This is a genomic window from Croceicoccus ponticola, from assembly GCF_004004515.1.
Classification (GTDB): Bacteria; Pseudomonadota; Alphaproteobacteria; order Sphingomonadales; family Sphingomonadaceae; genus Croceicoccus; species Croceicoccus ponticola.
The window spans coordinates 355,232-379,452 of sequence record NZ_RXOL01000003.1 but is presented as its reverse complement, the minus strand read 5'-3'; the positions used below and the strand labels follow the sequence as shown (position 1 = coordinate 379,452).

Here is a 24,221-nt window from a genome sequence, read left to right as displayed (position 1 = left end):
GTCATTCGGCTTTGTTCCCATCCAATTTTTCGCGCATGATTGGGTAGAACCGATCCTCGAGCCGCCGCTTGTATCGGTCAGGGAGCGGATCGTTCATGCGGTCGAACATTGCGGTGTAGCGTTCCCAGAGGCCTGCCGTTGATCGCATGTGATCGAACGGCGGCTTCTTCATGGCCGCGCACTCGCGGTAGCTGGCAGCAAACATCGAGATCTCCGTTTGCAGCTCGTCGCGGAGCTCGAGCATCCGATCCCACTTCATCTTCTCGTCGTGTGTCATCGGCCCTTCGTAGCGGACCTCCGCACGGCGCATGTCGAGGATGACATCGTCGGGATGGGGGACGACGTCCGGTTCAGGGAGGCCATGCTTGCGGGCGTGCTCGAACGCCTGCTGCCAACCGATCTTGTACTCGCATGCTGTCTCGAAGTGGCTCGAACGGAGCCGGCGGTCTTCCTCTTCGATACCGCGCACGAGTTCCGCCATCGTCGCCTGGGCGAGCCGGTTCCCCTTCATCGCCGAGACACCCATCGACCGGAACACGGCCTTGATGACCGGGAGTTCGACGATCCGTTCGCCTTCGCGAATACTGATCGTGCGATAGGCTTCTTCAAGCAGCATCTGATTGGCGGGCTGGGTTCCGAAGTCGAGACCTTGGCCCTTGGGCACCTTGTTCTTTGCGCCGCGTGGTCGGCCGGAAGGATTGCCCGAGCGGCCTTTCTCGAACCGATGTTCCGCAGGTGGCCTCCCGTATCCGACCGCGTATGTGGCTGGCAGGTTGTCAGCTTCCGAAGCTGTGTCATTCTCCTGGTCCCTGACTTTACGCTGCGCCCCGCCGGCCATCACGCCGCCTCGCTGCCAAGCTCGAGACCAAGGCGGGCTTCAGTGAGTGCCTCAAAGGTCTCGCCCGTCACCGTAAGCGTGGCGCGCTTACCGGTGTAAGCTTCCCAGCGTCTGACGATGGTATCGCAGTAAAGCGGGTCGTACTCGACCAGGCGCGCCGAACGCCCGGTCTTCTCGGCGGCGATCAGCGTCGACCCCGATCCGCCGAACGCATCGAGCACGATCTCGCCGCGGCGCGAGCAGTCGCGGATCGCGTCGGCGATAAGTGCGACCGGCTTTACGGTCGGGTGCATCGCGAGCTCCTCCGAACGGCTCGCACCGATCGAGCTGATCCCGGCGTAGTCCCAGACATTGGTGCGGTAACGCCCTGTCTGGCCGAGACCGAAGCTGTTGGTGTGTTCGGCCGTACCCTGCTTAAACACGAAGACAAGCTCGTGCTTGGAGCGGTAGAACGCGCCCATGCCGCCGTTGGTCTTGTTCCACACGACGACGTTCTTGAGCTCGGTGAAGGCCTCCTCTCCGGCGGCGAGCAGTTCACCCATGTGTCGCCAGTCCATGCAGACGTAGGCGATGCCGCCGTCGCGCATGGCGGAGGCCACATTACCAAGGGTCTCAGTCAGAAACCCGGTGAATTGCGCCCGGTTCATTTCACCCGACGCAAACGCGAACTCGCGGTGCTTGACGGTGCCGAGCCCGCAGACGTTGCCATCGATCTTCACATTGTAAGGCGGATCGGTGAAGACGAGGTCAGCCTTCTCTCTTTCCATCAGTGCCTCGAAGTCGACCGCACTGCGGGCATCGCCGCACAGCAGCCGATGCCGTCCAAGAAGCCACATGTCACCCCGCCGCGAGACTGCGGGGCCGGTAGCTATGACGACCGCATCGTCGACCGCATCCCTGGCATCGGGATCAGCCTCGCCGGCCTCCTCGATCACGAAGTCGACTTCGGCAAGACTGAACCCGGTCAGCTCGATATCGAACTCGAGATCGACCAGTGTCTGGAGCTCGATCGCGAGGATTTCCTTGTCCCACCCGGCGTTGAGCGCGAGCTTGTTGTCGGCCAGCACGTAGGCGCGACGTTCGGTCTCGGAGAGATGCGAAAGCGCAATAGTCGGCACCGTCTTCCACTTGAGCAGCTTAGCCGCTTCCACGCGACCGTGGCCGGCGATGATCTCGCCGTCGTCCGATATGAGCACGGGGTTGGTGAACCCGAACCGCTCGATTGAAGCGGCAATCTGCCTGACCTGCTTCTTTGAATGCGTCCTCGCGTTGCGAGTGTAGGGACGGAGCGAGGTAATTGCCCGATCCGTGACTTGTGTAATGCCCATCTCGACCTCCGAATCGTTTTGACCGAAGCCGTACTCATAAACTGAACGCTTGCAAATGTCAATCCTTGGCGTATGATATCGGCATTCTCGATTGAACGGACCCTCCAATGAGCTTCGCCAGCAAGCTGCATGACCTGCGCGTCGGCCAGCGCCTGTCACTCCAGGACGTCGCCAACGCCGTCGGCATATCGAAGGCCCACGTCTTCAACCTTGAGAAGGGGATCACGGCGAACCCGTCTATGGACCTCGTGGTCAAACTGGCCGAACTGTTCCGCGTGCGCGTGGCTGACCTCGTCGGCGAAAACCCCGAGGCCGACGACCAACCGGCTGAGGTGGTCGCCATGTTTCGCGACCTTAAGAACCTCGATCGCGGCGATCGCGAAACAATCAAGTTGATGATGGAGACCTTGAAGAAGCGGCGGGAACAAGAGGGTTGACGCTAAGTCGGATCGAGCTCGATGGGGTCGGTTCGCCTTCTGCACTCGCAGCGCGGATCCACGAACTCGATCCTGATCTGGCGCTAGATTTCTCGATCGAGGACTTGTGCCGGCGGCTCGATATTCTGGACATCGAGGACCAGCCCGTGACCTCGTTCGCTGCGATGTTGCTCATGCACCCCGACAAGGCGTGGGGCTCCATTGTCGTAGCGCAAGGCACGTCGCCCCGGCGTCGGCGATTCTCGATCGGGCACGAGTTGGGTCATTTCCTGATCGGTAGCCATCGGCCGCGCGATGGCGAACAGTTCGCCTGCTCGCACGCAGACCTGCGCCTCGAAAATCCTCGCGAAGCCAACCGGGCAAGGAAGATGGAGGTCGAGGCGAACCGCTTCGCGGCTTCGCTACTCATGCCGCCGAAGCGGATCCGGTCCAATCTCAGGAGCCGGCAGCCGGACCTCGACGAAGCCGTCCGGTTGGCCGGCGAGTTCAACGTCAGCAAGGCGGCGATGGCGCGAAGCTACGTTGATGCACATCGCGAGACGCTCGCCCTCGTCGTCGTCAGGGATGGACGGCTTGTTCAGGCCCATCGGCCAGATGACTTCCCGTGGATCGCACCCAGGATTGGCGAGGCTGTTCCAATGGACTCGATCGCCAATGGACATCAGCTCTTGCCGGGGCAGGCCTCTCAGTTGGAGGAGTGCGAACCGGAGATCTGGTTGAGCTCGGGTGCCGCACGAAAGGTGGAATTGCTGAGCGAGCAGGTGCTAGTCCAGAACGACGGGTGGACGATGATCCTGCTCCACGCCGAAGGCGCCGAGACCGACTGACTGGCGTCAAGTCGGTCGGGCTCACCGACCCTCAACCGGTACGCTGTTCCGCCGGCAACTATTCACTGATCTGCAAAATTTTACTCCCTGTTCGGGCAGAAAGATTCCCTGTTCTGCGCGCAGGGAATTTGACCCAGGAAATGGCTGAATCCTGCGGTTTCGAAGGCCTCGGCAGTGTCGGATTGGGTGCCGAAAAATGCACTTTCCCTGTAAATTCCCTGTATATCAGGGAAAACAGCGTAGAGACCCGTTCGCTCGGGACTGCGTCGCGCACCAAGCAGTAGAAAAACCCTTCCGAGACAAGTACTTAACTTGCCCTTCGGGGAAAGTGGCGCAGTTCTGCGGGCTTCACGGGCATCCATTGTGCCCCCTGGGGCCAGAGACAGTCCAGATGGTCTCACTATTGGGTAAGAACGTGCGAAAATCTCTGCGCGGAATTTCCTCGCCTCAGGTCAAAGCTGCTTTGTTTTCGTCATCTGCCTGGTCGGTTTAGGCGACGAAAGTCGATTGGGCGTGTCCATTTTGAGCCAAGGAATGCTTCCCCAGCCCATCACTTGGCCCCCGATGCATTCCTCCTGCTCGCGCTTCCTGTTCGTGCGATGCTCGAGGTAGATCGTATATCGCGCAATCGGACGAATCAGATCCAGGCAAGCCTCGGTCATTTGTCTTTTGGTTTTCGGGAGCTGGTGTCTTCGCCCGCCTGAACCTGATACGACTTACGCCATGATCAGTCGGCGCTCTGCGATTGCTGGATTCTGTGTGGCGGCCACGTGGAGAATGCCTGTTCTTGCGTCCGGACGGAATGGCGTTCGCAAGCCTCCGCGTCTTCGCGAAGGCGACACAGTCGGGTTGGTTGCGCCGGCAATGTTCAGTGATGACGCTGGTGAAGTGGAAAAGATCAAGCGCACCATTTCAGACATCGGTCTCAACCCCAAGGTCAGCGAGAATGTGACATCACGATACGGCTATCTGGCCGGCACTGATCAGCAACGGGCCAAGGCTCTCAACGCCATGTACGCCGACAAGAGCGTCCGCGCAGTCTTCGCCGTTCATGGCGGTTGGGGGTCGGCGCGGATTCTTCCGCTGTTGGATTGGAGCCTCATCCGCGCAAATCCGAAGCTGTTGATTGGCTCGAGCGACATCACTGCACTTCACCTCGCAATCGCCGCTCGTGCAAACTTCCCAACGATCCACGGCCCCAACTCGTTCTACAGCTGGCAGGAACTCAGCCTGGACAGTTTGCGGCAAATCGCCTTCGATGGCGGGACACCGACATTCACAAGCCCCTATGTGAACCAGAATGAAGCGACGGCCCCAGATCGGTGGCGCGTCACAACGATCCGCAAGGGCAAGGCCTCGGGAAAACTCCTCGGCGGCAACCTTTCGGTTCTTGCTGCGCTGGTCGGCACGCCCTGGCTGCCCGACTTTGATGGCGCGATCCTTTTCCTGGAAGAGGCAGGTGAGGCCGAATACCGGATCGATCGTATGATGACCCAACTCGGGCAAGCGGGAATTCTCGGGAGGGTCGCAGGCGTCGTTTTTGGACAATGCACGCGCTGCACAACAGACATTCCCGGCTATGCAGGCTTCACCATTCCCGAAGTTTTGCGCCAGTATCTGGAGCCGCTCGGCGTTCCTGCGTTCTCGGGTGCGAACATCGGGCACGTGGCCAATCAGTTCTGCCTCCCCGTTGGTGTCCGGGTTGAGATCGATGCCCATGCTGGATCGATCAGGATGCTTGAACCAGCAGTTGCTATTTAGGGATTTCCACCTGTCGAACTCAGAGCGTTGGGAAAGCTAGGCGGCACCTGGCGAGTGCACTTGATCAACAAACCGAACTCAGATCCGCCATTGGGTCAAAATTGGAGACTGGCGGCCTTCAAGGATCCGAAACTACGCGACGAAATTCGGCAAAGGTCCACTTGGGGTCAAACGCAACAAAAGTTGGATAGTCTGCGCGGGCACAAAACAGTCCTAAACTACTGAAAAATTATGATCAAATGCTAAAAACCTTTGGCAGAAAACTGCCCGTCCGGGATCGGGCGGGCCCTGCCGGTTTTCGGCTCGGAGACGCGCTAGGGTCCAGATCGGTCATTTGGGGTGCCGAAACTGATCACTCAATATCGGCCTTGATAATGGAATGCCAAAAGTTGCGGTCGTTTTGTCATTAAATTCGAGTCTTCTCGAGAGCACCAAACAGTCAGCCAAGCAGACATAATGTCGCCCTCGGGTGCCCTGTGGCATGAAAGTGGCGCAGTTCTGCGGGGTTTGACGCCCCCAAATTCTGAGTCGTGGGCGAGAGCGCGCGATGTTGTGGCGAAATGCCGGCCAACTCGCCCGCCCCCACTTCCGAAAGCCGACCGTCTCCAAGCGTCCCAAGCTCAGCCATTTCACATATTGGCGGTTATTCGATTCCGGATTGAGGGTTTTAAAACGGACTGCAATCTTTCAAGTGTTGCGAGTTGCCTGCCGGATCGATTGCATCTAATCACTCTTGTGCGGGCCAGAGCAACCTCCCGGTCAGGCGGTTCGCCCAAGCGTTGCCTCATGAACCTGCCGCGGCGGGACCGGAGGTCTTGCGAGTATGGTCGCTACATCCAACCATTTCCCCAGTTTGTCGGAATTGACGCAGGTTTCGGCGCGCATCGGTTGCCTGTCGTTCGGCGGGCCGGCGGGGCAGATTGCGCTGATGCATCGCGAGCTGGTCGAAGACCGGCGCTGGGTCGACGAAGACGAATATCTACGGGCCCTGAATTTGTGCCACCTGCTACCGGGGCCGGAGGCGCAGCAGCTCGCGACATGGATCGGTTGGAAGCTGCATGGCTGGAAAGGCGGGCTGATAGCCGGCGGCCTGTTCGTCGTTCCGGGCGCGCTTGTGATGCTGGCGCTGTCGATGCTCTATGCCGTGGCGGCCGACTTGCAGTGGTTCGCCGGTCTGTTTCTAGGCATCAAGGCGGCGGTGCTGGCCATTATCGTGCAGGCGCTGATCAGGATCGGCGGGCGCGCGCTGAAAACCACGCTCCAGCGATGTCTCGCGGCCACTGCCTTTGTCGCATTGTTCCTGTTCGACGCGCCGTTTCCGCTGGTCATGCTGGCTGCGCTGGCGCTTGGCGCGCTTGTGGCCGCGAGGCGACCGGGCCTGTTGGCGGTAAAGCCGCTGGAACCGACTTCCGAACCCTTGGCAAGTGCGTGGCCCGCAAGCGTCAAGGCGGCTGTGGTCTGGGGCGCGGTATGGGCAGCGCCGATGATCGCGGTCCTGGTATTGCTGGGGCGCGACCATGTGTTGTGGGACATCGGCGTGTTCTTTTCGCAACTGGCCGTGGTCACTTTCGGCGGCGCTTACGCGGTGCTGGCCTATATGGCGCAAGAGGCGGTGAGCGGGTTCGGCTGGCTGTCGCCGGGCGAAATGGCTGACGGGCTGGGCCTTGCCGAAACGACACCCGGACCGCTCATCATGGTTACCCAGTTTGTCGGGTTCCTCGCGGCCATGCGCGCGCCCGATCCCTTCGGGCCAATTCTTGCCGGTGTGCTGGGTGCGGCGCTGACGACATGGGTGACCTTTGCGCCATGCTTCATGTGGATTTTCGTCTTTGCCCCATGGATAGACCGGATGCAGCGATCGCCCGCGCTTCAGGGCGGGCTTGCAGGGGTTACGGCAGCTGTCGTGGGCGTGATCGCCAACCTCGCGCTGTGGTTCATGCTGCATGTGCTGTTTGCGAAGCTGACGTCCAATGAAATGGGCCCGCTCCGCTGGCAGGCGCCCGATCTTGCCAGTCTTGATTGGCGCGCGGCCCTGATTGCTCTGGTGTCTGCGGCGCTGATCTTCGGACTGAAATGGGGCATCGTCAGGACCCTTGCCGTGGCGGCGGGATTGGGGCTGGCGCTTCACATGACAGTCTGAGCGCGGCATCAATCTTGACTGGATATTCTACCGGCGCGATAGACAAGGCGCCGTGTTATCCCAGAAAACCCGTTACGCGATACGCGCCATGCAGCACTTGGCCGACTGCCATGGTCAAGGCCCCGTGCAGCTGGCCGAGATCGCCGAAAAGCAGAATATCCCGGTCAAGTTCCTCACCGTGATCCTGTCCGAACTGACGCGCTTCGGCCTCGTCGAATCGCAGCGCGGGCGCGATGGGGGATACTGGCTGGCGCTATCGCCCATCGACATCACATATGGCGATCTGATCCGGATCATGCGCGGATCGCTGGCGCTGGTCCCCTGCGCCAGTCGCTTTGCGCATGAAAAATGCAAGAACTGTGTCGAAGAAGGCGAGTGCCGAACTCGCGCGCTGATGCTCGACGTGCGGGACCACACGGCGCGCCTGCTCGATTCCAGGCGCCTGTCGGATCGGATCGAACCCGTCCCTGCTTTCACGGACGAGGACTTCTCCGCTTCCTGACAGGCGCGACCTACCGCGCAAAGCCTGCCTTTTGCCGCAAGTTCAAAATCTTTGGCGGCCGCCATATTGTCAACTTATTTGCTTGAGAATAGAGAGTCGGTGCGGTGCTAAGCCGTTAAACGAAAGGTCAGGCAATGCCGAAAGACGACAAGCAAACCGGCCAGACCGCCGGAATCTTGCCAGAAACGCTGGGTGTCATCACCGACGCCCTTTCCCGTCTGCGCTATGGCGCGATCCAGCTCACGGTACACGACGGGCGGGTCATGCAAATCGACGTGACCGAACGCAGGCGGATCGGCGACTGAGCGGTCGACCGGACCCCAAGACAGGTCCGCACCAAATCCCAAGCCATATGCGCCACCATCTTCATCCTTACGACCAGCAGACCGGACAGCCGGATGCATTCCAGTTTCTGAAAGCGAAACCATGCATTCGAAATCATTCCACGGCCTGCTGCTGCTCAGCGCGACGCTCGTCCCCACGACCCCTGCTTTTGCGCAGGACGAATCTGCTGCCACAATCCCTGAACCTAAGGCCAATACCGGTGTCGTTGCCGGTGCCGTCGCCGTTGCCGGTTCCGGCGCAGTGTCCGGCGATACCATCATGGTAACCGCACGCCGGCGGGAGGAAACCGCGCAGGAAGTTCCCGTGGCGATCAGCGTGCTGAGCGGCGAACAGCTTGATGCCACCGGCGCGTTCAACGTCCAGCGGCTGCAGCAGTTGACCCCGGCGCTGAACTTCTATTCGTCCAATCCGCGCAACACCGCTATCAACATCCGTGGCATCGGGGTGCCGTTCGGGCTGACCAACGACGGGTTCGACCAAGGCGTGGGCATCTATGTCGACGACGTCTATTTCGCGCGCATCGCGTCGGCCACGCTCGACTTTCTCGACGTTGATCGGATCGAGGTGCTGCGCGGGCCGCAAGGCACGCTCTATGGCAAGAACACCACGGCAGGCGCGGTCAACATCACGACCCGGCGCCCGACCTTCGATTTCGAAGGGAGTGCCGAGGTCACTTTCGGCAACCTCGGTTTCAAGCAGGCCAAGGCATCGCTGTCCGGCCCCCTGGCCGACGAATTGGCGGCGCGCTTCGCCATTTCATCGACCGGTCGGCGAGGAACAATTTACAACGTCACGTCGAACAACTGGATCAACGAACAGGACAATCTTGGATTGCGCGCCCAGCTGCTGTGGCAGCCAAGCGACGATGTCGAAGTGCTTTTCGCAGGCGACGTCAGCCGTCAGAACCCCGAATGCTGCGCCCAGATATACGTGCGCACCGCGGCGACCCAGCGAACGCTCGATCGGCAATACGATGCACTTGCCGCGGCGCAGGGGTATGCGGTCGTAAGCACGAACCCGTTTGATCGGCTGACCGACGTCGATGCACCGCTCAATGCCGATAATGAAATCGGCGGCGGCTCGGTGCGGGTGATCTGGGACACGGGACCCGGAACGCTCACGTCGATCACGGCATACCGCTATTGGGACTGGTTGCCTGAAAACGATCGCGACTTCACCGGGCTGCCGATCAACACGGCGTCCAACAATCCGTCGCAACAAACCCAATATACGCAAGAGCTCCGCTATTCGCAGAAAGGCGAAAACTACGACTTCCTGCTCGGGGCCTTTGGCTTCAGGCAGGAAGTTCGGACCGAAGGTCTGACCCGCTTCGGGCCTGCTGCCAGCCGTTGGCTGCTTGCGCCGTCCAACGCGCTGTCGAACGATCCGAGCGTTCTGGACGGGCTGACCGCCAACAACGACATCCGTCTCGACAACACCAGCCTTGCCGTGTTCGGCCAGTTTACCTGGCAGGTTTCGGACCGGCTCAGCATCCAGCCCGGTTTCCGCGTCAATTACGACAAGAAGGTTGGACTCTATGACTCCGTGGTCGTCAACGGGGCCGGGGAACTCGTCACTTTTGCCAGCACCGATCCCCGCATCGTGGCGCAGCGCGGGGTTGCTTCGCCCCAGCGGTTCGCGCCCAAATTTTCAGACTGGAACTTCAGTTACGACCTGACGGCGACGTACCGTCTGGGCGATGACGTCCACGGCTATGCGACTTACGCCAAGACCTTCAAGCCCGGCGGCGTGAACCTGAACGGTGTGCCCAACGATGCCGTCGGCAATCCGATCCTGGCTGCGGGCACGGTGCTGCCCGAATCGGTTGCGCACTATGAAGTTGGGGTAAAGTCGCAGTTCTGGGACGGCCGGGTCACGCTCAACCTCGGGGCATTCCGGACCGATATTCAGAATTATCAGGCATTGGTCGTCAACGGTCAGTTCGGCGTGCAGCGCGGCTATCTCGCGAATGCCGAAGCCGTCCGTACGCAGGGCATCGAATGGGACGTATCGATCCGCCCGACCGAGCGTTTGAATGCCTATGTCGCCGGGTCGTATACCGATGCCACCTATCGCCAGTTCGCTGACGCGCCCTGCCCGCCCGAATTGTCGGGGGGCGGGTCGGGCGCAGTCATCGGCAGTCCCGGCGCGCCTGGCACCAACAGCCCGGCAAACTGCGACATATCCGGGCAGGATTTGCCGGGTATTTCCAAATGGGTGTTCTCCTATGGCGCCGAAGCGAACGCGCCGGTGAGCTTTCTGGGGCAAGAGAGCGAAGTCTATGTGGGCGTCGATGCGAACACCCGATCCGGCTTCTCGTCGAACCCAACGCCGTCGATCTACACCCAGGTCGGGGGCTACACGATCGCCAACTTCCGCGCAGGATTTCGCAGCGACGACGGCCTCAACGTGTTCGGCTGGCTGCGCAACGCTTTTGATGCCCAATACTTCGAGCAGCTCGCAGTGCCATCGGGCAACACTGGCCTGATCGTGGGGCAGCCCGGCGATCAGCGAACGTACGGACTTACAATCGCCGCCAAATTCTGATCAATCGCGAACTTGCGAAGGGGACTACCTCATGTTCGATTTCATGGCGGATATAACCATCTATCATCTGCTGCCGTTCATCGCGGTCGGCTTTGCGGCACAGATGATCGACGGCGCGCTGGGTATGGCATTTGGCGTGATTTCGCAGACCTTGCTGGTCAGCGTTCTGGGCATCCCGCCGGCCAGCGCTTCGGCCAGTGTCCATCTCGTTGAAATGTTCACGACCAGCGCTTCGGGGGCCAGCCACATCTGGCACCGGAATATCGACTGGCGCCTGTTCCGCAGGTTGGTGCCGTTCGGTGTGCTGGGCGGTGTGAGTGGGGCTTACTTGCTGTCGAATATCGATGCCTCGGTCGCTAAGCCTTTCGTGATGATGTACCTGACGGGGATCGGCTTCTACTTGTTGTGGAAGGCGTTTCGCGAACTGCAAACCGATGTGCGGGATCCCCGGTATACTGCGCCGCTGGCAGTGGCTGGCGGATTTCTCGATGCCGCGGGCGGTGGCGGCTGGGGCCCGGTGGTGACATCCAACCTGCTGGTTCAGGGCAGCGATCCGCGCAAGACGATCGGCACGGTAAACACTGCCGAATTTCTGCTGACCACCTCGATCTCGATCACCTTCATCGCATCGATCGGGCTGGAGGCGTTCACGGTTGCGACAATGGGCCTGATCGTCGGCGGGGTTGCCGCAGCACCGTTCGGCGCGGTGATCGCCAAGCGCGTCAAGCCTCGCCTGTTGCTGTGCGCGGTTGCCGTGGTGCTGGTTGCGACCAGCATGTTCTCGATCATCCGCGCCTGGCCGATCTTCTAGGTCGAGCTGGGGCGGCCCGACAATCCGTAGGGCCTGGAATTCCGGACGTTTGGGAGCGCCGAACATGGATAGCGAACTTGTCACGATCTGCCTGCTGACAGGGGTCATCAACCTCATCGGCGCGCTTGCCTATGCCGCGCGAATTGCAGGGGTCCGGACCCGGCGGATCGCGCTGAGTTTCGCTCTCTTCAACATCCTGCTGCTGATATCGCGCACGTCCAACGGATTTCTCGGTCCTTTCATCGCCAAACGGATCGAGACCGCGCTTTTGACGGACGGCGGGGGCGCGACCTTGCTGTGGGATCTGAGGATCGTCCTGTTCTCGGCCGCGTTGGCGGTTGCCCTTGGCATATTGCTGGTGCCGACGGGGCAGCGGCTGTTTGCCCGGGCGATCCTTTCCTTTCAGCATAACCGTTCGACGACGCGGCTCATCCTGCGCACCGCGACGCCGGCGGGCTTGCGCACCATACGGGAATCGATTGCGATCCCGTCGTCCGAAACCGTGCGCGCCCTTGGCAAACCGCGCGGCGTGAGTTGGAGCGTGTTGCTTGCCAACTGCCTGGCGCAGGCGCTTTTGGTGGTGGGCGTCCTGTCATCGCTTTACGCAGGATATCTCAGCCCCGAATTCCGGGTCACCGCATCGCAGATGTCCGCCATCGTCAACGGCTTTGCCACCATCCTGCTGTTCGCGCTGATCGATCCGCAGATATCGGCCATGACCGACGACGTGGTCGATGGCACGATCCCCGAAACCGTGTTCCGGCGTACAATGGTATGGATTTCGATTAGCCGGCTGGTCGGCACCTTGTTGGCGCAGGCTCTGCTGCTGCCGGCCGCGATCTTGATCGCGAACACCTCGGAGATCCTCTAGTGCTGGTCTCTGGCTGATTTTATAAGCTAATTTGCGGTCGGCGACGACTTCCGCGAAATACTTCTGAGGCCTGAAAATGGCGATTCAGAAAGCGGGCGGTCATCAGTCTGATCAACCTGAATCTGCTCGCAAATTACATTTGAATGACCCAAAAATTTGATAGCCGTCGCAAAGGAGACTGTCTTTTCCTGACTCAAAAATTGACCATGGACTGCTGGCAGCATATCGCCCCTGTTTGCGTTATGAGATAGCATGTCCGATCGCCTGAAAGTCCTGCCTCAATACCTGCTGCCCAAGCAGCGTCTGACTACCTTCGCCGGGCGTATCGCCGGAGCGCGGGGCGGCTCGATGACGACGGCGCTGATCCGCTGGTTCGTAGCCAAATATGGCGTCGACATGAGCGAGGCCGAGAATTCTGATATTGCCAGCTACAAGACCTTCAACGAGTTTTTCACGCGTCGGCTGAAAGCCGGTGCGCGACCGTTGGCGTCGGCCGATTTCCTGTGCCCGGTAGACGGAACGATCAGCCAGTATGGCGCGATCGATGACGACCACATCCTGCAGGCCAAGGGTCATCGTTTCACGACCGCCGATTTGGTCGGCGGCGATGCTGAGCTGGCCGCCCTGTTCCGCCACGGCAGCTTTGCCAATCTGTACTTGTCACCTAAGGACTACCATCGCCTGCATATGCCATGCGACGGCACGCTAAGGCGCATGATCTACGTACCTGGCGCATTGTTTTCGGTGAATCCGACAACCGCGCGGGGCGTGCCCAACCTGTTCGCTCGCAATGAGCGTGTTGTGTGCGTATTCCAGTCGCCGCAACACGGTCCGTTCGTGATGGTGCTCGTTGGCGCGACCATTGTCGGAAGCATGGCTACCGTTTGGCACGGCGTGGTCAATGCAAAGCGGACCGGCGAGATCTCCGAGTGGACCTATGCCGATCAGGACATCGAGCTGAAGAAGGGCGAGGAAATGGGGCGTTTCCTGCTGGGTTCAACGATCGTGATGCTGTTCAGGCATGACACCATCGCCTTCAACGAAAACTGGGCTTCGGAACATCCGGTGCGCCTTGGCGAACTGATGGGCAATCGACCGTTTCACGAGCAGCAGTGACCGTCCGATTGCCTCGAAACGCATGATGTGGTCGGGCCCATCACCTGCGTAACGATGCTGCATGTGTGCTCCAAGTCATGCCGAGGGTGTGGCTCGAAGCCATCCACCACCCGGATTATGGCGAAGAGGTCATCAGTTGCACCGTCCTGCCGCCAAGCAACGGCGTATCGGCTTTACGATTGGCGAGCGGACTGCGCACAGATCGCAACTCTCACCGGGCGGGACATGGCTCGCGGCAAAGCTGGCTATTAAGCACGGGTTTGCAGCTAATAGCGCAGGTGGAAGCCACCATGTCCTAGCGAACATCGGCGCAGGGTACTGTGTTTAATGACCTTGCGGTGGCTGCCAACAGATTGATCGAGGAAGGCGACGTTTCGCGCATCCTGATTCTCGACTTCGATGTGCATCAGGGAGACGGGACCGTGGTGCTTAAGTCGGGCCATAGTGACATCTTTACGCTGTCGACCCACGCCGAAAAGAACTTCCCCTAGAGAAAGGGGCTCTCATCCTTGGACATCGCATTGCCTGATTTAACGAGCGATGACGAATATCTGGATGCCTTGGCTCGGTCTGCCGAAATGCACAGTTGGCAACGCTAAACTCACCTGCAAAACATCCGTGATGGGCGATGTAACCGGAGTGACAGGCTTGGCAGATCTTCGACGTACCCTCGCCCATCTTGCCGGCGCCAGCGTGCTGGCAATGGCATTAGCCGCGCCGATGGCCCTGGCGGCTGACACCCCGGTCAAACCGTCCAGCCTCGAACTATCCGGCCCAGAACCATCCAGCCCCGATCCGCTGGCGCAGATACGCGCCGATCATGTGATGATTTCCACCGCGGACTACGCAGGGACGATCACTTGGTATCGGGAAAAGCTGGGCTTCGATATTCAGCGCGAATGGACCATCCCGACCCTGCCCGGTGTTCAGGTCGCCTATATTGAGCTGAACGGTTTCATGATCGAGGTCGTTGGAACTCCCAAAGAACTTCAGCACCAACGTCAGCCGGCCAATGTCTTCGAGGCTCTCGATGACAGGGGCATCGTCCATCTTGCCTTTCTTGTCCCCGATGTGGATGCCGTTGCGCGCGAACTGGCGGCAAGAGGAGTGCCGATCGAACTGCCGCCCACCGATATACCCGACGCGGCACGGCGGATTCTGTTCGTCCGCGACAACAATGGCAATATGATCGAATTCGTGACCCCCATGGCGGATTACGGCCGAAACCTTCCTTAAAATTCGATGTTAAATCTGCGCCATGGGTGCTGATGGCGCGTTCCGGTGCCGTTTGGCGGCATGCATCGCTGCCATGTAGCCAAAGGTCGATGCCGCCGCGATAGTTGCCCCGGCGCCGGGATAGGTCCGACCAAAGGGAGAACTGGCCGAGTTCCCGGCTGCGTAAAGGCCCGTGATCGGACGTTCGGATGTATCGAGCACACGAGCCCACTCGTCAGTTTTAATACCGCCGTTGGTGCCGAGATCACCGGGCCGCAAGACCGCTGCCCAATAAGGAGAGTGGCGTATTTCACCCAGACTGGGGTTCGGTTCATGATTGGGATCGGCCCAATACCGGTCGTAATCGGTATTGCCACGTCCGAAGTCGAGATCCTGTCCTTCGCGTGCGAAGGTGTTGAACCGTTCGACAGTCTCCTCGAGCACGTTTGGATCGAGCCCGCATTGGATCGCAAGCTCGCGGATCGACGCGGCGCGCTTCAGGTATCCTTGCGCCATCATCTGGTCGCGAATGCCTTTCTGCGAGAGTTCGGCGAAGATATAACGCTTGAGAAACTTGCCATCCATGATCAGCCAGTGGTCGGCGTCCGCGGCGCCATTTTCGAACATCGTCTTGCCGGTGCTCATATAAGACGCAGCTTCGTTCATGTAGCGCCGCCCTTGGGCGTTGACCACGATGCTGCCCGGAAGCGCGCGCAAGCCCAGCGCAAGGCCGTTCGCCGATGGGCTGACCTGAATCGACGGCATCCACCAGCAATCGTCGGTCCGCTCATGATCCGCGCCTATGGCGGAGGCTGCGGCATAGGCGTCCCCTTCATCTTCGGGGATCGCGTTGGTCCATACCCTGTCCCTGTCCTGCAACTCCTTGCGAAGCGCCGCGTTTCTCGCAAAGCCGCCGGCTGCCAGCAGCACGCCCGCAAGTGCATCCAGTCGCTCCCGCCCATGATCGCTTTCGACTACGGCCCCGGTGACCGCTCCGTCCGTGTGGAGCAATTCAATCAAGCGCGTCGAAAGGCGGATCGGGATGCCGCGCGCCATTGCGATCTTCATCAAGGACGCGGCCAGCGCGCGGCCGTTGCCGAGAGGTTTTTGGCCGAGCAGCCGGCGAACCTTGTAGCGGCCGACGGTTAGGGCGGTTTCCAGAAGCGGTCCGGGCGCCGTCTTGGCCCGTGTCACCGTTCCAAACTGGTCGCTGGTGATCGCCGGCAGATCAAGGCTGGCCGCGCGCATCGTATGGAACCTGTCGCCCAGCATCCTGCCGTCGACCTGAGCCGATTCAAGGGTGCGACCGACGCTGCTGCCCGTAACATGCGGATAATAATCGGGATGCTTCCGGCTGCGGATCCAGTTCAGCCCTTCCCCTGCCAGCATGCGCGCCATTTCGGGGGCGTTCGCCAGGAAAGCTTCGGCCTTGGCCATTTCACGCTCTGTCACGTCACCCAGCAGCGCATTCACATAGCTGCGCGCGCCTTGCGCATCATCGCTGTCGCCATCGCGGGCCATCACATCGTTGCCGGGAATCCAAAGCACGCCGCCTGAGATGGCTGTCGTTCCGCCCCATACGTCGGCCTTCTCGATGATCAGGGGGCGCAAGCCCATGATGGAGGCGCCGATGGCGCCGACGAGCCCGGCAGCGCCGCTTCCAACGACCAGAAAGTCGAAATCGATATCCATCCCCGCCATGCGGCATCCTCTCATCTGCTTTGCGATCTCTTGTACTTGAAACGCATAGGAGGAGAGAGCCGTCATTCAACGGACTGACACTTTGGCTAGTGCGCTCGTCTTGAGGCACCGATTGGCAAAGATTGCGATGAGTAGTTCGACTCGACTTGCTTCGTGCGAGTCTCGACACGACTGCGTCCCACCCATTTCCCTATTGAAGGCTTGGCCCGGTTTACTGGAAGGCTTTTATGAACGGGGAATGTTAGCGAGTGATGCGGTGCGGCAAATAGATGAAATCGAACAGATTCTTGTTTTGACAAGTTAACTCAAGTTAGGCCAAGCATAACAGGCCATCTGCACGCAGCGATTTGCCCTTTGAGGCAGTGTAGAAACATGTTAATAAGTTGTTAACAGAGATTGAAAAGTTTGGTTTGTTGAATGCGCAGATTCCCTGGCGGCAGCTATGCGCAACTTTATTTGCCTCTCAACTCCATCAATCGGGTCGGCGGTGACTAGCGTCTACGCATATTTGCCCTACGGGATTTCCCTGATTTGTAAATTATACCGGTAACAAGCGACTACTTCTCTCATTTGGAGACCCGAGACGACCTTCGTGCCGTCCGGGATGGAGGTATCGGTGGCTCGTTTTTTTCGTGAAGCCAATATTCGGATACCGCAGCGCCCACGGTTTTGCCGTGCGTCGATGGCGCTCAGGCGTTTTGGTCAATCGGGGACATTTGCATCCTTGTGGGCATGGGGCGAACCGTAAGCTTTCCGTTGGCGCCGCAGCACCGCTGTAGGCGCTTTTTTTGACGCTTGATTTTTGGGGAATTGAGCCATGTCGATCATCAAGTATTGGGACAAAGCAACCGACTATTACAGCGGGTTCACCTGGAACAAGGACAACATCCTCGCTAACGGGATTACCGATCTCTACGTGGATGGGTCCACGAACGATGATGATCTGACCGGTGATGGCAAGGTCGATCTCGACCTGACCGGCTACACTTACGATAGCAATGGCGACCCGGTCAGCTTCAGTTCCAGCGACCTCGGCCTGGTCGAGATCGGCGGGGCGATCTTCGAAGGCGGTGCGGCCCTCAACTCGGGAACGGGCAATTTCAACGATTTTCTCGGCATTCAGAATACCGGGACCGAAGGCGGTTTCAACGCGGACAGTTCGAGTACGTCCAACAACCAGATCAAGACATCCTCGAACTTCACGCACACAATCACGCTGGCGGACATCGCGATTACGACCGATGAATTCGGCAACGCGTATTACGAATTCCTCATGGATGCGAACGAGAACAACAGCAGCCTTGAGAACGCGCAGATATCGCTAGACAGGTTTATCCTATTTACAGCCGATAATGCGGATATCACCACGAAGGCCAATCTGTTTACGCAGAGCATTGCCTACGACATGGATGGAGCGACGTCGTACAATGCTTCGTTCGTGCCGCAAGGTTCGGGTGTGTACGATGTTTCCATTATCCTTACGGACGCCTATTCGACCGGTTCGGGCCGGTCCGACCTTTCGGTACTTGTGCCCGTAAGCTATTTCGAGGGCCTCGATCCGGAAGAGACGTATCTGTATCTGTATTCCGAATTCGGTTTTGCGGACCCCATCCCGGATGCGACCGGCAAGGACCCTTACGACAACGATTACGATACCGACGCGACGTTCGAGGAGTGGCGGACGCAGAACGCGGTGAAGATTGTCGGCACGAAGTTCAGCGATGCCGACGCGGATGGCGAGAAGGACTTGGGCGAAGGCGCTCCGCCGGCGTCCTACACGATCGAGCTTTGGGTCGACACGGACGGCGACGGCGTTCTTGACGAAACGGAGGACCAGCTTCTCCAGACAACCGAGACCGAAGCAGACGGATCATTCAAGTTCTTCGGCGTGAAGACCGGCTTCACCTATTTCGTGAAGGAAGCGGACGAGGATGCGGATTTCCTGACGACGCAGGCATACGACACGATTGTCGTTTCGGGCAGCGACGATCCTGGCACGATTTACTATGCCGACCCAATCGGAAACCGGCCGCTAATTCCGCAGGTCTACATCGACAAGACCGCCGATATCGACGGTGAGGACGAATGCGCCGATGCCACATCCGAAACGATCACTTACACGGTTCAGGTAAGCCTCGAAGATTTCGACGGTATCGGCCCGACGAGCGAGGAATCGGTGAGCAACTTGGTTGTGACCGACACTTTCGAGGACGGCACTGTCGTCATTCTGGATGACGGTGACGACACGCTCGAGGCGGGCGAAGTCGCACGGGTTGGCGATACCAACGGCAACGACATGCTGGATGCGGGCGAAGTCTGGTCATACACCTACACCCGCGCCGTTACCCAGGACGACCTCGATACGAACGGGATCGACGGCGACGGAGATCTTGATAACGTCGCCGATGTTTCGGGCCAGGGCGCGACGACCGGCACCTCTGTCGATGATGACGACGACGCCACGGTCGACGTCTGCGTCGATCCCGAGTTCACGGCGGTGAAGGAGATCGTGTCGGTATCGGGCGGCGTCGAGCTTGAAGGCGGCGACACCGGGACGACGGCGGACGATGCGGTCGACAGCGATGGCGACACGGTGACCTACCGGATCACGATCACCAACACCGGCAACGTGACGCTGAACCTGGTGGACGTGGTCGACACGTTCGAAGGCGTCGACGCGAGCATCTTCGACGATTTCCTGGAATCGGATACCGACGACAACGTGCTGCAGGTCGGCGAGACCTGGACCTACGAATGGACCGAGACGGTCACGCAGGAAGAGCTCGACGAGCTTTGCGCGACGGACGAGACGATCACCAACTCGGTGGCCGCGACGTTCGACTTTGGCGAAGAGGGCGATCCGCACTACTTCACCGACACCCAGGGCAACGAGGTCGAGACCCCGGTGGTCTGCGATCCCGAGTTCACGGCGGTGAAGGAGATCGTGTCGGTATCGGGCGGCGTCGAGCTTGAAGGCGGCGACACCGGGACGACGGCGGACGATGCGGTCGACAGCGATGGCGACACGGTGACCTACCGGATCACGATCACCAACACCGGCAACGTGACGCTGAACCTGGTGGACGTGGTCGACACGTTCGAAGGCGTCGACGCGAGCATCTTCGACGATTTCCTGGAATCGGATACCGACGACAACGTGCTGCAGGTCGGCGAGACCTGGACCTACGAATGGACCGAGACGGTCACGCAGGAAGAGCTCGACGAGCTTTGCGCGACGGACGAGACGATCACCAACTCGGTGGCCGCGACGTTCGACTTTGGCGAAGAGGGCGATCCGCACTACTTCACCGACACCCAGGGCAACGAGGTCGAGACCCCGGTGGTCTGCGATCCCGACGTGTCAATCGAGAAGAACGTCAAGACCGATTACACCAGCAACGTCTATGTGGCGGCGGACGATCTGACGAAGCCGCAAGCCAGCACGTCGACGACAGTGATGTTCGAGGTCATCCTCATCAATACCGGCAACATCACGCTGACCGGTGTGACCTTGGAGGATATTCTCGACGGTGCAAACCTCGATTACAACACGATCAATGCCGGCGGCGAAGCGCTGGTCTATGCCGACTATGACGCCGACGGCGTATGGGACATCGACGGTGGCACCTGGTCGGATCTGGCCGGTACGGATCAGGTCATCGACTTCGACCTTGCTCCCGATGCGATCGTAAAGGTTTACTACCAATACGAATCCGTTCTCGGCAACCATGTCAATGTCGCCGAGGTGACGACCGATCAGGGCGTCAGCGACGAGAACGAGGCCGGTTACTTTGTACTGCCGAGCGAGGAATGCGTAGGTGTCGGCACGCCGGGCTTCTGGTCGAATAACGGTTACGTTTTCTGGAACGGCATCGCAGGGGATGAAGCCAAGCATGCCGGACAACCCGGCTTTGCCGACGGCGAACTGCTATATGCGGTCGATTCAGACGGAAGTGGCGTCATCGACGGAGCGGACGTGGCCGGCTTGCTGGTCGGCGACTGGAACGGCGACGGCATCGAGAACAACGGTGAAGACACGCTCTTCATCTCGCTCGACGCCGCGCAGGAACTGATCAATGCATCCAACCGCCAGTTGACTGGCAAGCAGGCTGACGGGGTGTGGATTCTGGGCCGGGATACGGTCGCAAGCTGGCTGAACTATCTCGCCAATGGTGGCGACGATGGCCAATGTTTCGATGACCGCTATGGCGCCGAAGGTTATTCGCCCGAGGAAGCATTGGGCGATGCCATCGACTGGTTCCAGAGCCTTGCCATCGGTTCCGACGACAAGATCAGCCTGAACGAGATCAAGACCGGTGCGGCGGTGAAGACCAATTCCACCACCTGGAAGGACGGTGCGGACGACATTCACGCAGCGCTCGATGAATTCAACAATTTCGGCACCATCAACGGCGACGAATACTGTTGTGACCGTGACGATCCGTTCGCTCTCATCGCCATGGCGCAGGTCAACGACAACACCGCTGATCTGACCCAGATGACGTTGATCGCCTGACATGCGTCTGATCACGACATCTGGCGGAATCTGATCGAAGAATGTGGGGGGAGAAAGCGATGCAATATCGGATGTTTTCTTCCCCCCGACACAGCCACGCCGAAAATTTGTTGAAGTCGAAGACGAACGATCCGGAGACATCAGCCCGGCCGAAAACGGGCCGAAGGGGGGTAACTTGGCGTCGCTAACGGAAATCGAACTGCCCAAAGGCAGGATGGCCGAATGGCTGTCGAAACCGCTGAAGGCCAATCGAGCCATCTATCTCAAGGTCGCCATGGCGGCTGCCATGATCAACATGTTCGCGATGATCACCGCGCTGTTCACGATGACGGTCTATGATCGCGTCGTCCCCAATAACGCGACGGATTCCCTTATAGGTCTGTCGATCGGGTTGGTCATCATCCTGCTCTTCGATTTCGTGCTCAAAATCCTCCGCGCCTATTTCGTCGATGTGGCGGGCGCCCGGGTCGACCGGGATATCGGCAAGGCCATCTTCGACCGCATATTGCAGATGCGGTTCGATTTTGGACGCCATTCGACCGGCGGCCTTTCGGGCCTGGTGCGCGAGATCGACACGCTGCGCGATTTCTTTGCCTCGGCGACGATAACCGCGCTGGTCGACCTGCCGTTCATCATTCTGACCTTGGCCGTGATCGCGCTCATCGGTGGCTGGCTTGTCATGGTGCCGCTGATGATGATCCCGCTCGTGGTGATCGCCGCGTTGGCGACGCAGCCTATGATGCGCAAGCTTTCGGCGGAATCGTTGAGCGGACAAATGGGCAAGCAGTCGGTCCTCGTCGAGATGATCGGCAGCCTCGAAACGGTCAAGTCGGCCAATGCCGGTCCGATCCTGACCCGCCGCTGGGATGCGGCGGTAACTGATCATGCCGGTGCGTCTCTGCGTCAGCGCCTGATTTCGACAATCCCGATCAACATCGCGGGCACGGCCCAGACGACCGCCTATACAGGCGTGGTGATCTTCGGCGTGTTCGCAATCGCCAACCATTCCCTGACGATGGGCGGCCTGATCGCATGTTCGATCCTGGCGGGACGGGTCGTTGCGCCACTCGGCACCATCGCGCAACTGCTCACGCGCGCCAACGCCGCGCGCACGGCCTATACCCAGATCAACCGGTTGATGGAGCGGCCGGTCGAAGGTCCGGAAGGGTCCGGGCTCAATCTTTCATGGGTCGATGGTGGCATCGAATTCCGCAGTGTCGATTTCCGCTATCCGGGTGCTGCGGAAATGGCGCTGCGCGACGTGAGCTTCAAAGTGCGGCCGGGCGAACATGTCGCGATCGTCGGTCCTATCGGTTCCGGCAAATCCACGATCGCGCGTCTCATGATCGGGCTGTACTGGCCGACCAGCGGCCTGATCATGATGGACGGGGTCGACATTCGGCAGCTTTCGCCGGCGGCGCTCAGGCCCAAGGTCGGCGCGTTGTTTCAGGACAATACCCTGCTGACCGGATCGATCCGCGACAACATCCTGCTCTGTCGCGAGGATGTCGACGACAGCGAGATGGTGCGCGCCGCGCAAGTCAGCCTTGCCCACGAATTCATTGCACGCATGCCACAGGGCTACGATCTTTCGCTGGCCGACCGCGGGGATGGCCTGTCGGGCGGGCAAAAGCAATCGATCGCTCTTGCCCGGGCGTTGGTCGGCAGTCCGCCGGTGATCATTTTGGACGAACCGACGTCGTCGGTCGATGTCGAAACGGAACGCCGGCTGATCGAAAATCTCCGCAACGAATTCAAGGGCCGCACGCTCATCCTCATCACGCACCGTCCCTCGCTCCTGCAGCTGGCCGACCGGATCATCATGTTGTCCGCGGGCCGGATCATGGCCGACGGGACGCCAGAAGCGGTGAACGCCCGCATTTCGAAATTGAGGACGGTATCTGGAGCGAAAAACGATGAACGCGCTGCTTGAAAGGCTCACCGGAGGCGAAGCCTCGATCGAAAGCCAGGAGTTCGCGGCCCGCAAATCGGCCAATTACATCTTGTGGATCATCATGGGCTTCATCGTGGTCCTCGTCATCTGGGCATCGGTGACAGAGATTAACCGAACGGTGCGCGGGCTGGGCAAGGTCGTGCCAAGCTCGAAGCTGCAGGTCGTATCGAACCTTGAAGGAGGCGTGGTCGAACAGATCCTCGTCAAGGTGGGCGACAACGTAAAGCGCGGTGATGTGCTGGTGCGGCTTTCGCCCACGCTGACGAACGCGGCCTATGGCAGCTCGCATGCCGAAGTCGGCGCGCTGGAGGCAAAGATCGCGCGCCTGACCGGCGAAGTGCGTGGCAGCACGCCCGATTACGGCTCGGCTTCGGACAACCAGATCGCGATAGAACAATCGCTACATTCGGCGCGCATGGCCGAATTGCAAAGCGCCGTGGCAGTCAGCCGGGCCCGCGTGGTTCAGGCCGAACGCGCGGTGATCGAGGCTCAGTCCCTGCTCGAGGCTCGGCGGTCGAACCTGCTGACCGCGCAACGCGAAGTGGAAATGCTGCGCCCGCTGGTGGATACTAAAGTCATCCCGAAGATGGATTTCATCAAGGCGGACAATACCGCTCTCGTCGCGCAGAAAGAGGTCGATTCCGCCGAAGCGTCGCTGGCCCGGGCCAGGGCCGGCGTCGCCGAGGCTGCCGCATCCGCCGCTCAGGCGCGGAGCGATTGGCTAAGCCGGGCAGGAAGCGAGCTATCCACCGCCCAGGCCGAACTGACCGCCAAGCAATTGCAGCTTCCTGCCTTGTCCGACCGCGTCGATCGCACGGTGATCCGCGCACCGATGAGCGGCAAGGTCAATCGCGTGCTGGTGACCACAGTCGGCGGTTCGGTTTCCGCGGGCCTGCCCATTGCCGAGATCGTCCCGTCCAACGACGTGCTCTATGTCGAGGCGCAGGTGCGCCCTTCCGACATCGGCAACGTGCGTCTGGGGCAGGAAGCGCATCTGGAGATCACCGCTTATAACCGGGCAGTATACGGCACGCTGAAGGGGGAGGTCACTTCCATCTCGCCCGATGCCGTGCTCAACGAACAATCAGGCGAAACATTCTATCAAGTCGAAGTGCAGACGACCGACCAGTTGCGCGACAAGTCCGGTTCCGTCCTCGCCATCGGGCCGGGCATGATCGCGAACGTGAACCTTCTTGGCGAGAAGCGGTCGATCCTGTCGTACATCTTCACGCCCCTGACCCGCTTGAGCCAGACGGCCTTTCGCGACTGACTGCGGCGAGGCCGGCGGTGTTCGCCACCAGCCATCGGGATC

The 24,221-nt window shown here is 60.0% G+C and carries 17 protein-coding genes and 1 pseudogene; 15 read left to right on the top strand and 3 right to left on the bottom strand.

The genetic code is table 11. The features are described from left to right. Window position 1: 1 nt before the first annotated feature. Window positions 2-838 (bottom strand): DUF5681 domain-containing protein, encoded by an 837-nt coding sequence (locus EKN06_RS09760; protein WP_127612689.1) that lies wholly within the window; start codon window positions 836-838, stop codon window positions 2-4. Further along, a complete protein-coding gene (locus tag EKN06_RS09755) occupies window positions 838-2,166 on the bottom strand; it encodes a site-specific DNA-methyltransferase (RefSeq protein WP_127612688.1) in 1,329 nt (442 codons plus the stop codon). Before EKN06_RS09755 ends, EKN06_RS09760 begins: the two co-directional genes overlap by 1 nt. A gap of 107 nt (window positions 2,167-2,273) precedes the next feature. Here EKN06_RS09755 and EKN06_RS09750 point away from each other — a divergent pair, with 107 nt between their 5' ends. The 12 genes and pseudogenes from EKN06_RS09750 to EKN06_RS16125 all read left to right on the top strand — a co-directional run bounded on the left by EKN06_RS09750 (window position 2,274) and on the right by EKN06_RS16125 (window position 14,759). Beyond that, window positions 2,274-2,603 carry a helix-turn-helix domain-containing protein gene (locus EKN06_RS09750; protein WP_127612687.1) on the top strand — a complete coding sequence of 110 codons (330 nt, stop codon included), beginning with the start codon at window positions 2,274-2,276 and terminating at the stop codon, window positions 2,601-2,603. A 104-nt stretch (window positions 2,604-2,707) separates the two neighbouring features. Beyond that, the gene (locus EKN06_RS09745; protein WP_127612686.1) at window positions 2,708-3,430 is read left to right on the top strand and encodes an ImmA/IrrE family metallo-endopeptidase; all 723 of its coding nucleotides are present in this window, start codon (window positions 2,708-2,710) and stop codon (window positions 3,428-3,430) included. Between the two features lie 723 nt (window positions 3,431-4,153). Beyond that, complete coding sequence (locus EKN06_RS09740; protein ID WP_127612685.1) at window positions 4,154-5,191, top strand: S66 peptidase family protein; 1,038 nt, start codon at window positions 4,154-4,156, stop codon at window positions 5,189-5,191. Between the two features lie 823 nt (window positions 5,192-6,014). Further along, window positions 6,015-7,331: a chromate efflux transporter gene (chrA, locus tag EKN06_RS09735; RefSeq protein ID WP_127612684.1), complete on the top strand. Its 1,317-nt coding sequence runs from the start codon at window positions 6,015-6,017 to the stop codon at window positions 7,329-7,331. Between the two features lie 52 nt (window positions 7,332-7,383). Then, the gene (locus EKN06_RS09730) at window positions 7,384-7,833 is read left to right on the top strand and encodes an RrF2 family transcriptional regulator (protein WP_127612683.1); all 450 of its coding nucleotides are present in this window, start codon (window positions 7,384-7,386) and stop codon (window positions 7,831-7,833) included. Window positions 7,834-7,967: 134 nt separating this feature from the next. Then, the gene (locus EKN06_RS09725; protein ID WP_127612682.1) at window positions 7,968-8,138 is read left to right on the top strand and encodes a YezD family protein; all 171 of its coding nucleotides are present in this window, start codon (window positions 7,968-7,970) and stop codon (window positions 8,136-8,138) included. A 121-nt stretch (window positions 8,139-8,259) separates the two neighbouring features. Then, window positions 8,260-10,725, top strand: a complete 2,466-nt coding sequence (locus EKN06_RS09720) for a TonB-dependent receptor (RefSeq protein ID WP_127612681.1) — start codon at window positions 8,260-8,262, stop codon at window positions 10,723-10,725. A 31-nt stretch (window positions 10,726-10,756) separates the two neighbouring features. Further along, window positions 10,757-11,536 carry a sulfite exporter TauE/SafE family protein gene (locus EKN06_RS09715; RefSeq protein WP_127612680.1) on the top strand — a complete coding sequence of 260 codons (780 nt, stop codon included), beginning with the start codon at window positions 10,757-10,759 and terminating at the stop codon, window positions 11,534-11,536. A gap of 64 nt (window positions 11,537-11,600) precedes the next feature. After that, window positions 11,601-12,407: a lipid II flippase family protein gene (locus tag EKN06_RS09710; RefSeq protein WP_127612679.1), complete on the top strand. Its 807-nt coding sequence runs from the start codon at window positions 11,601-11,603 to the stop codon at window positions 12,405-12,407. 252 nt (window positions 12,408-12,659) lie between these two features. After that, window positions 12,660-13,523: an archaetidylserine decarboxylase gene (gene asd, locus EKN06_RS09705; protein ID WP_127612678.1), complete on the top strand. Its 864-nt coding sequence runs from the start codon at window positions 12,660-12,662 to the stop codon at window positions 13,521-13,523. A gap of 77 nt (window positions 13,524-13,600) precedes the next feature. Then, window positions 13,601-14,089: pseudogene (locus tag EKN06_RS09700) on the top strand (arginase family protein); the annotation flags it as partial. Next, window positions 14,064-14,759, top strand: a complete 696-nt coding sequence (locus tag EKN06_RS16125) for a VOC family protein (protein ID WP_127612677.1) — start codon at window positions 14,064-14,066, stop codon at window positions 14,757-14,759. The pseudogene EKN06_RS09700 and the gene EKN06_RS16125, both read left to right, overlap by 26 nt. Window positions 14,760-14,768: 9 nt before the next feature. On the opposite strand, the gene EKN06_RS09690 is transcribed toward EKN06_RS16125, so the two are convergent. After that, window positions 14,769-16,439, bottom strand: coding sequence for an FAD-binding protein (locus EKN06_RS09690; RefSeq protein ID WP_240654751.1), 1,671 nt, complete (start codon window positions 16,437-16,439; stop codon window positions 14,769-14,771). 817 nt (window positions 16,440-17,256) lie between these two features. Between EKN06_RS09690 and EKN06_RS09685 the strand changes: the two genes are divergently transcribed. The 3 genes from EKN06_RS09685 to EKN06_RS09675 all read left to right on the top strand — a co-directional run bounded on the left by EKN06_RS09685 (window position 17,257) and on the right by EKN06_RS09675 (window position 24,179). Then, complete coding sequence (locus tag EKN06_RS09685; RefSeq protein WP_127612675.1) at window positions 17,257-20,955, top strand: DUF7507 domain-containing protein; 3,699 nt, start codon at window positions 17,257-17,259, stop codon at window positions 20,953-20,955. A gap of 175 nt (window positions 20,956-21,130) precedes the next feature. Continuing rightward, a complete protein-coding gene (locus tag EKN06_RS09680; RefSeq protein WP_240654749.1) occupies window positions 21,131-22,888 on the top strand; it encodes a type I secretion system permease/ATPase in 1,758 nt (585 codons plus the stop codon). Then, entirely contained in the window at window positions 22,872-24,179 is a 1,308-nt protein-coding gene (locus tag EKN06_RS09675; RefSeq protein ID WP_127612674.1) for an HlyD family type I secretion periplasmic adaptor subunit, read from the top strand. The genes EKN06_RS09680 and EKN06_RS09675 overlap by 17 nt, the downstream gene beginning before the upstream one ends. Window positions 24,180-24,221 lie beyond the last annotated feature (42 nt).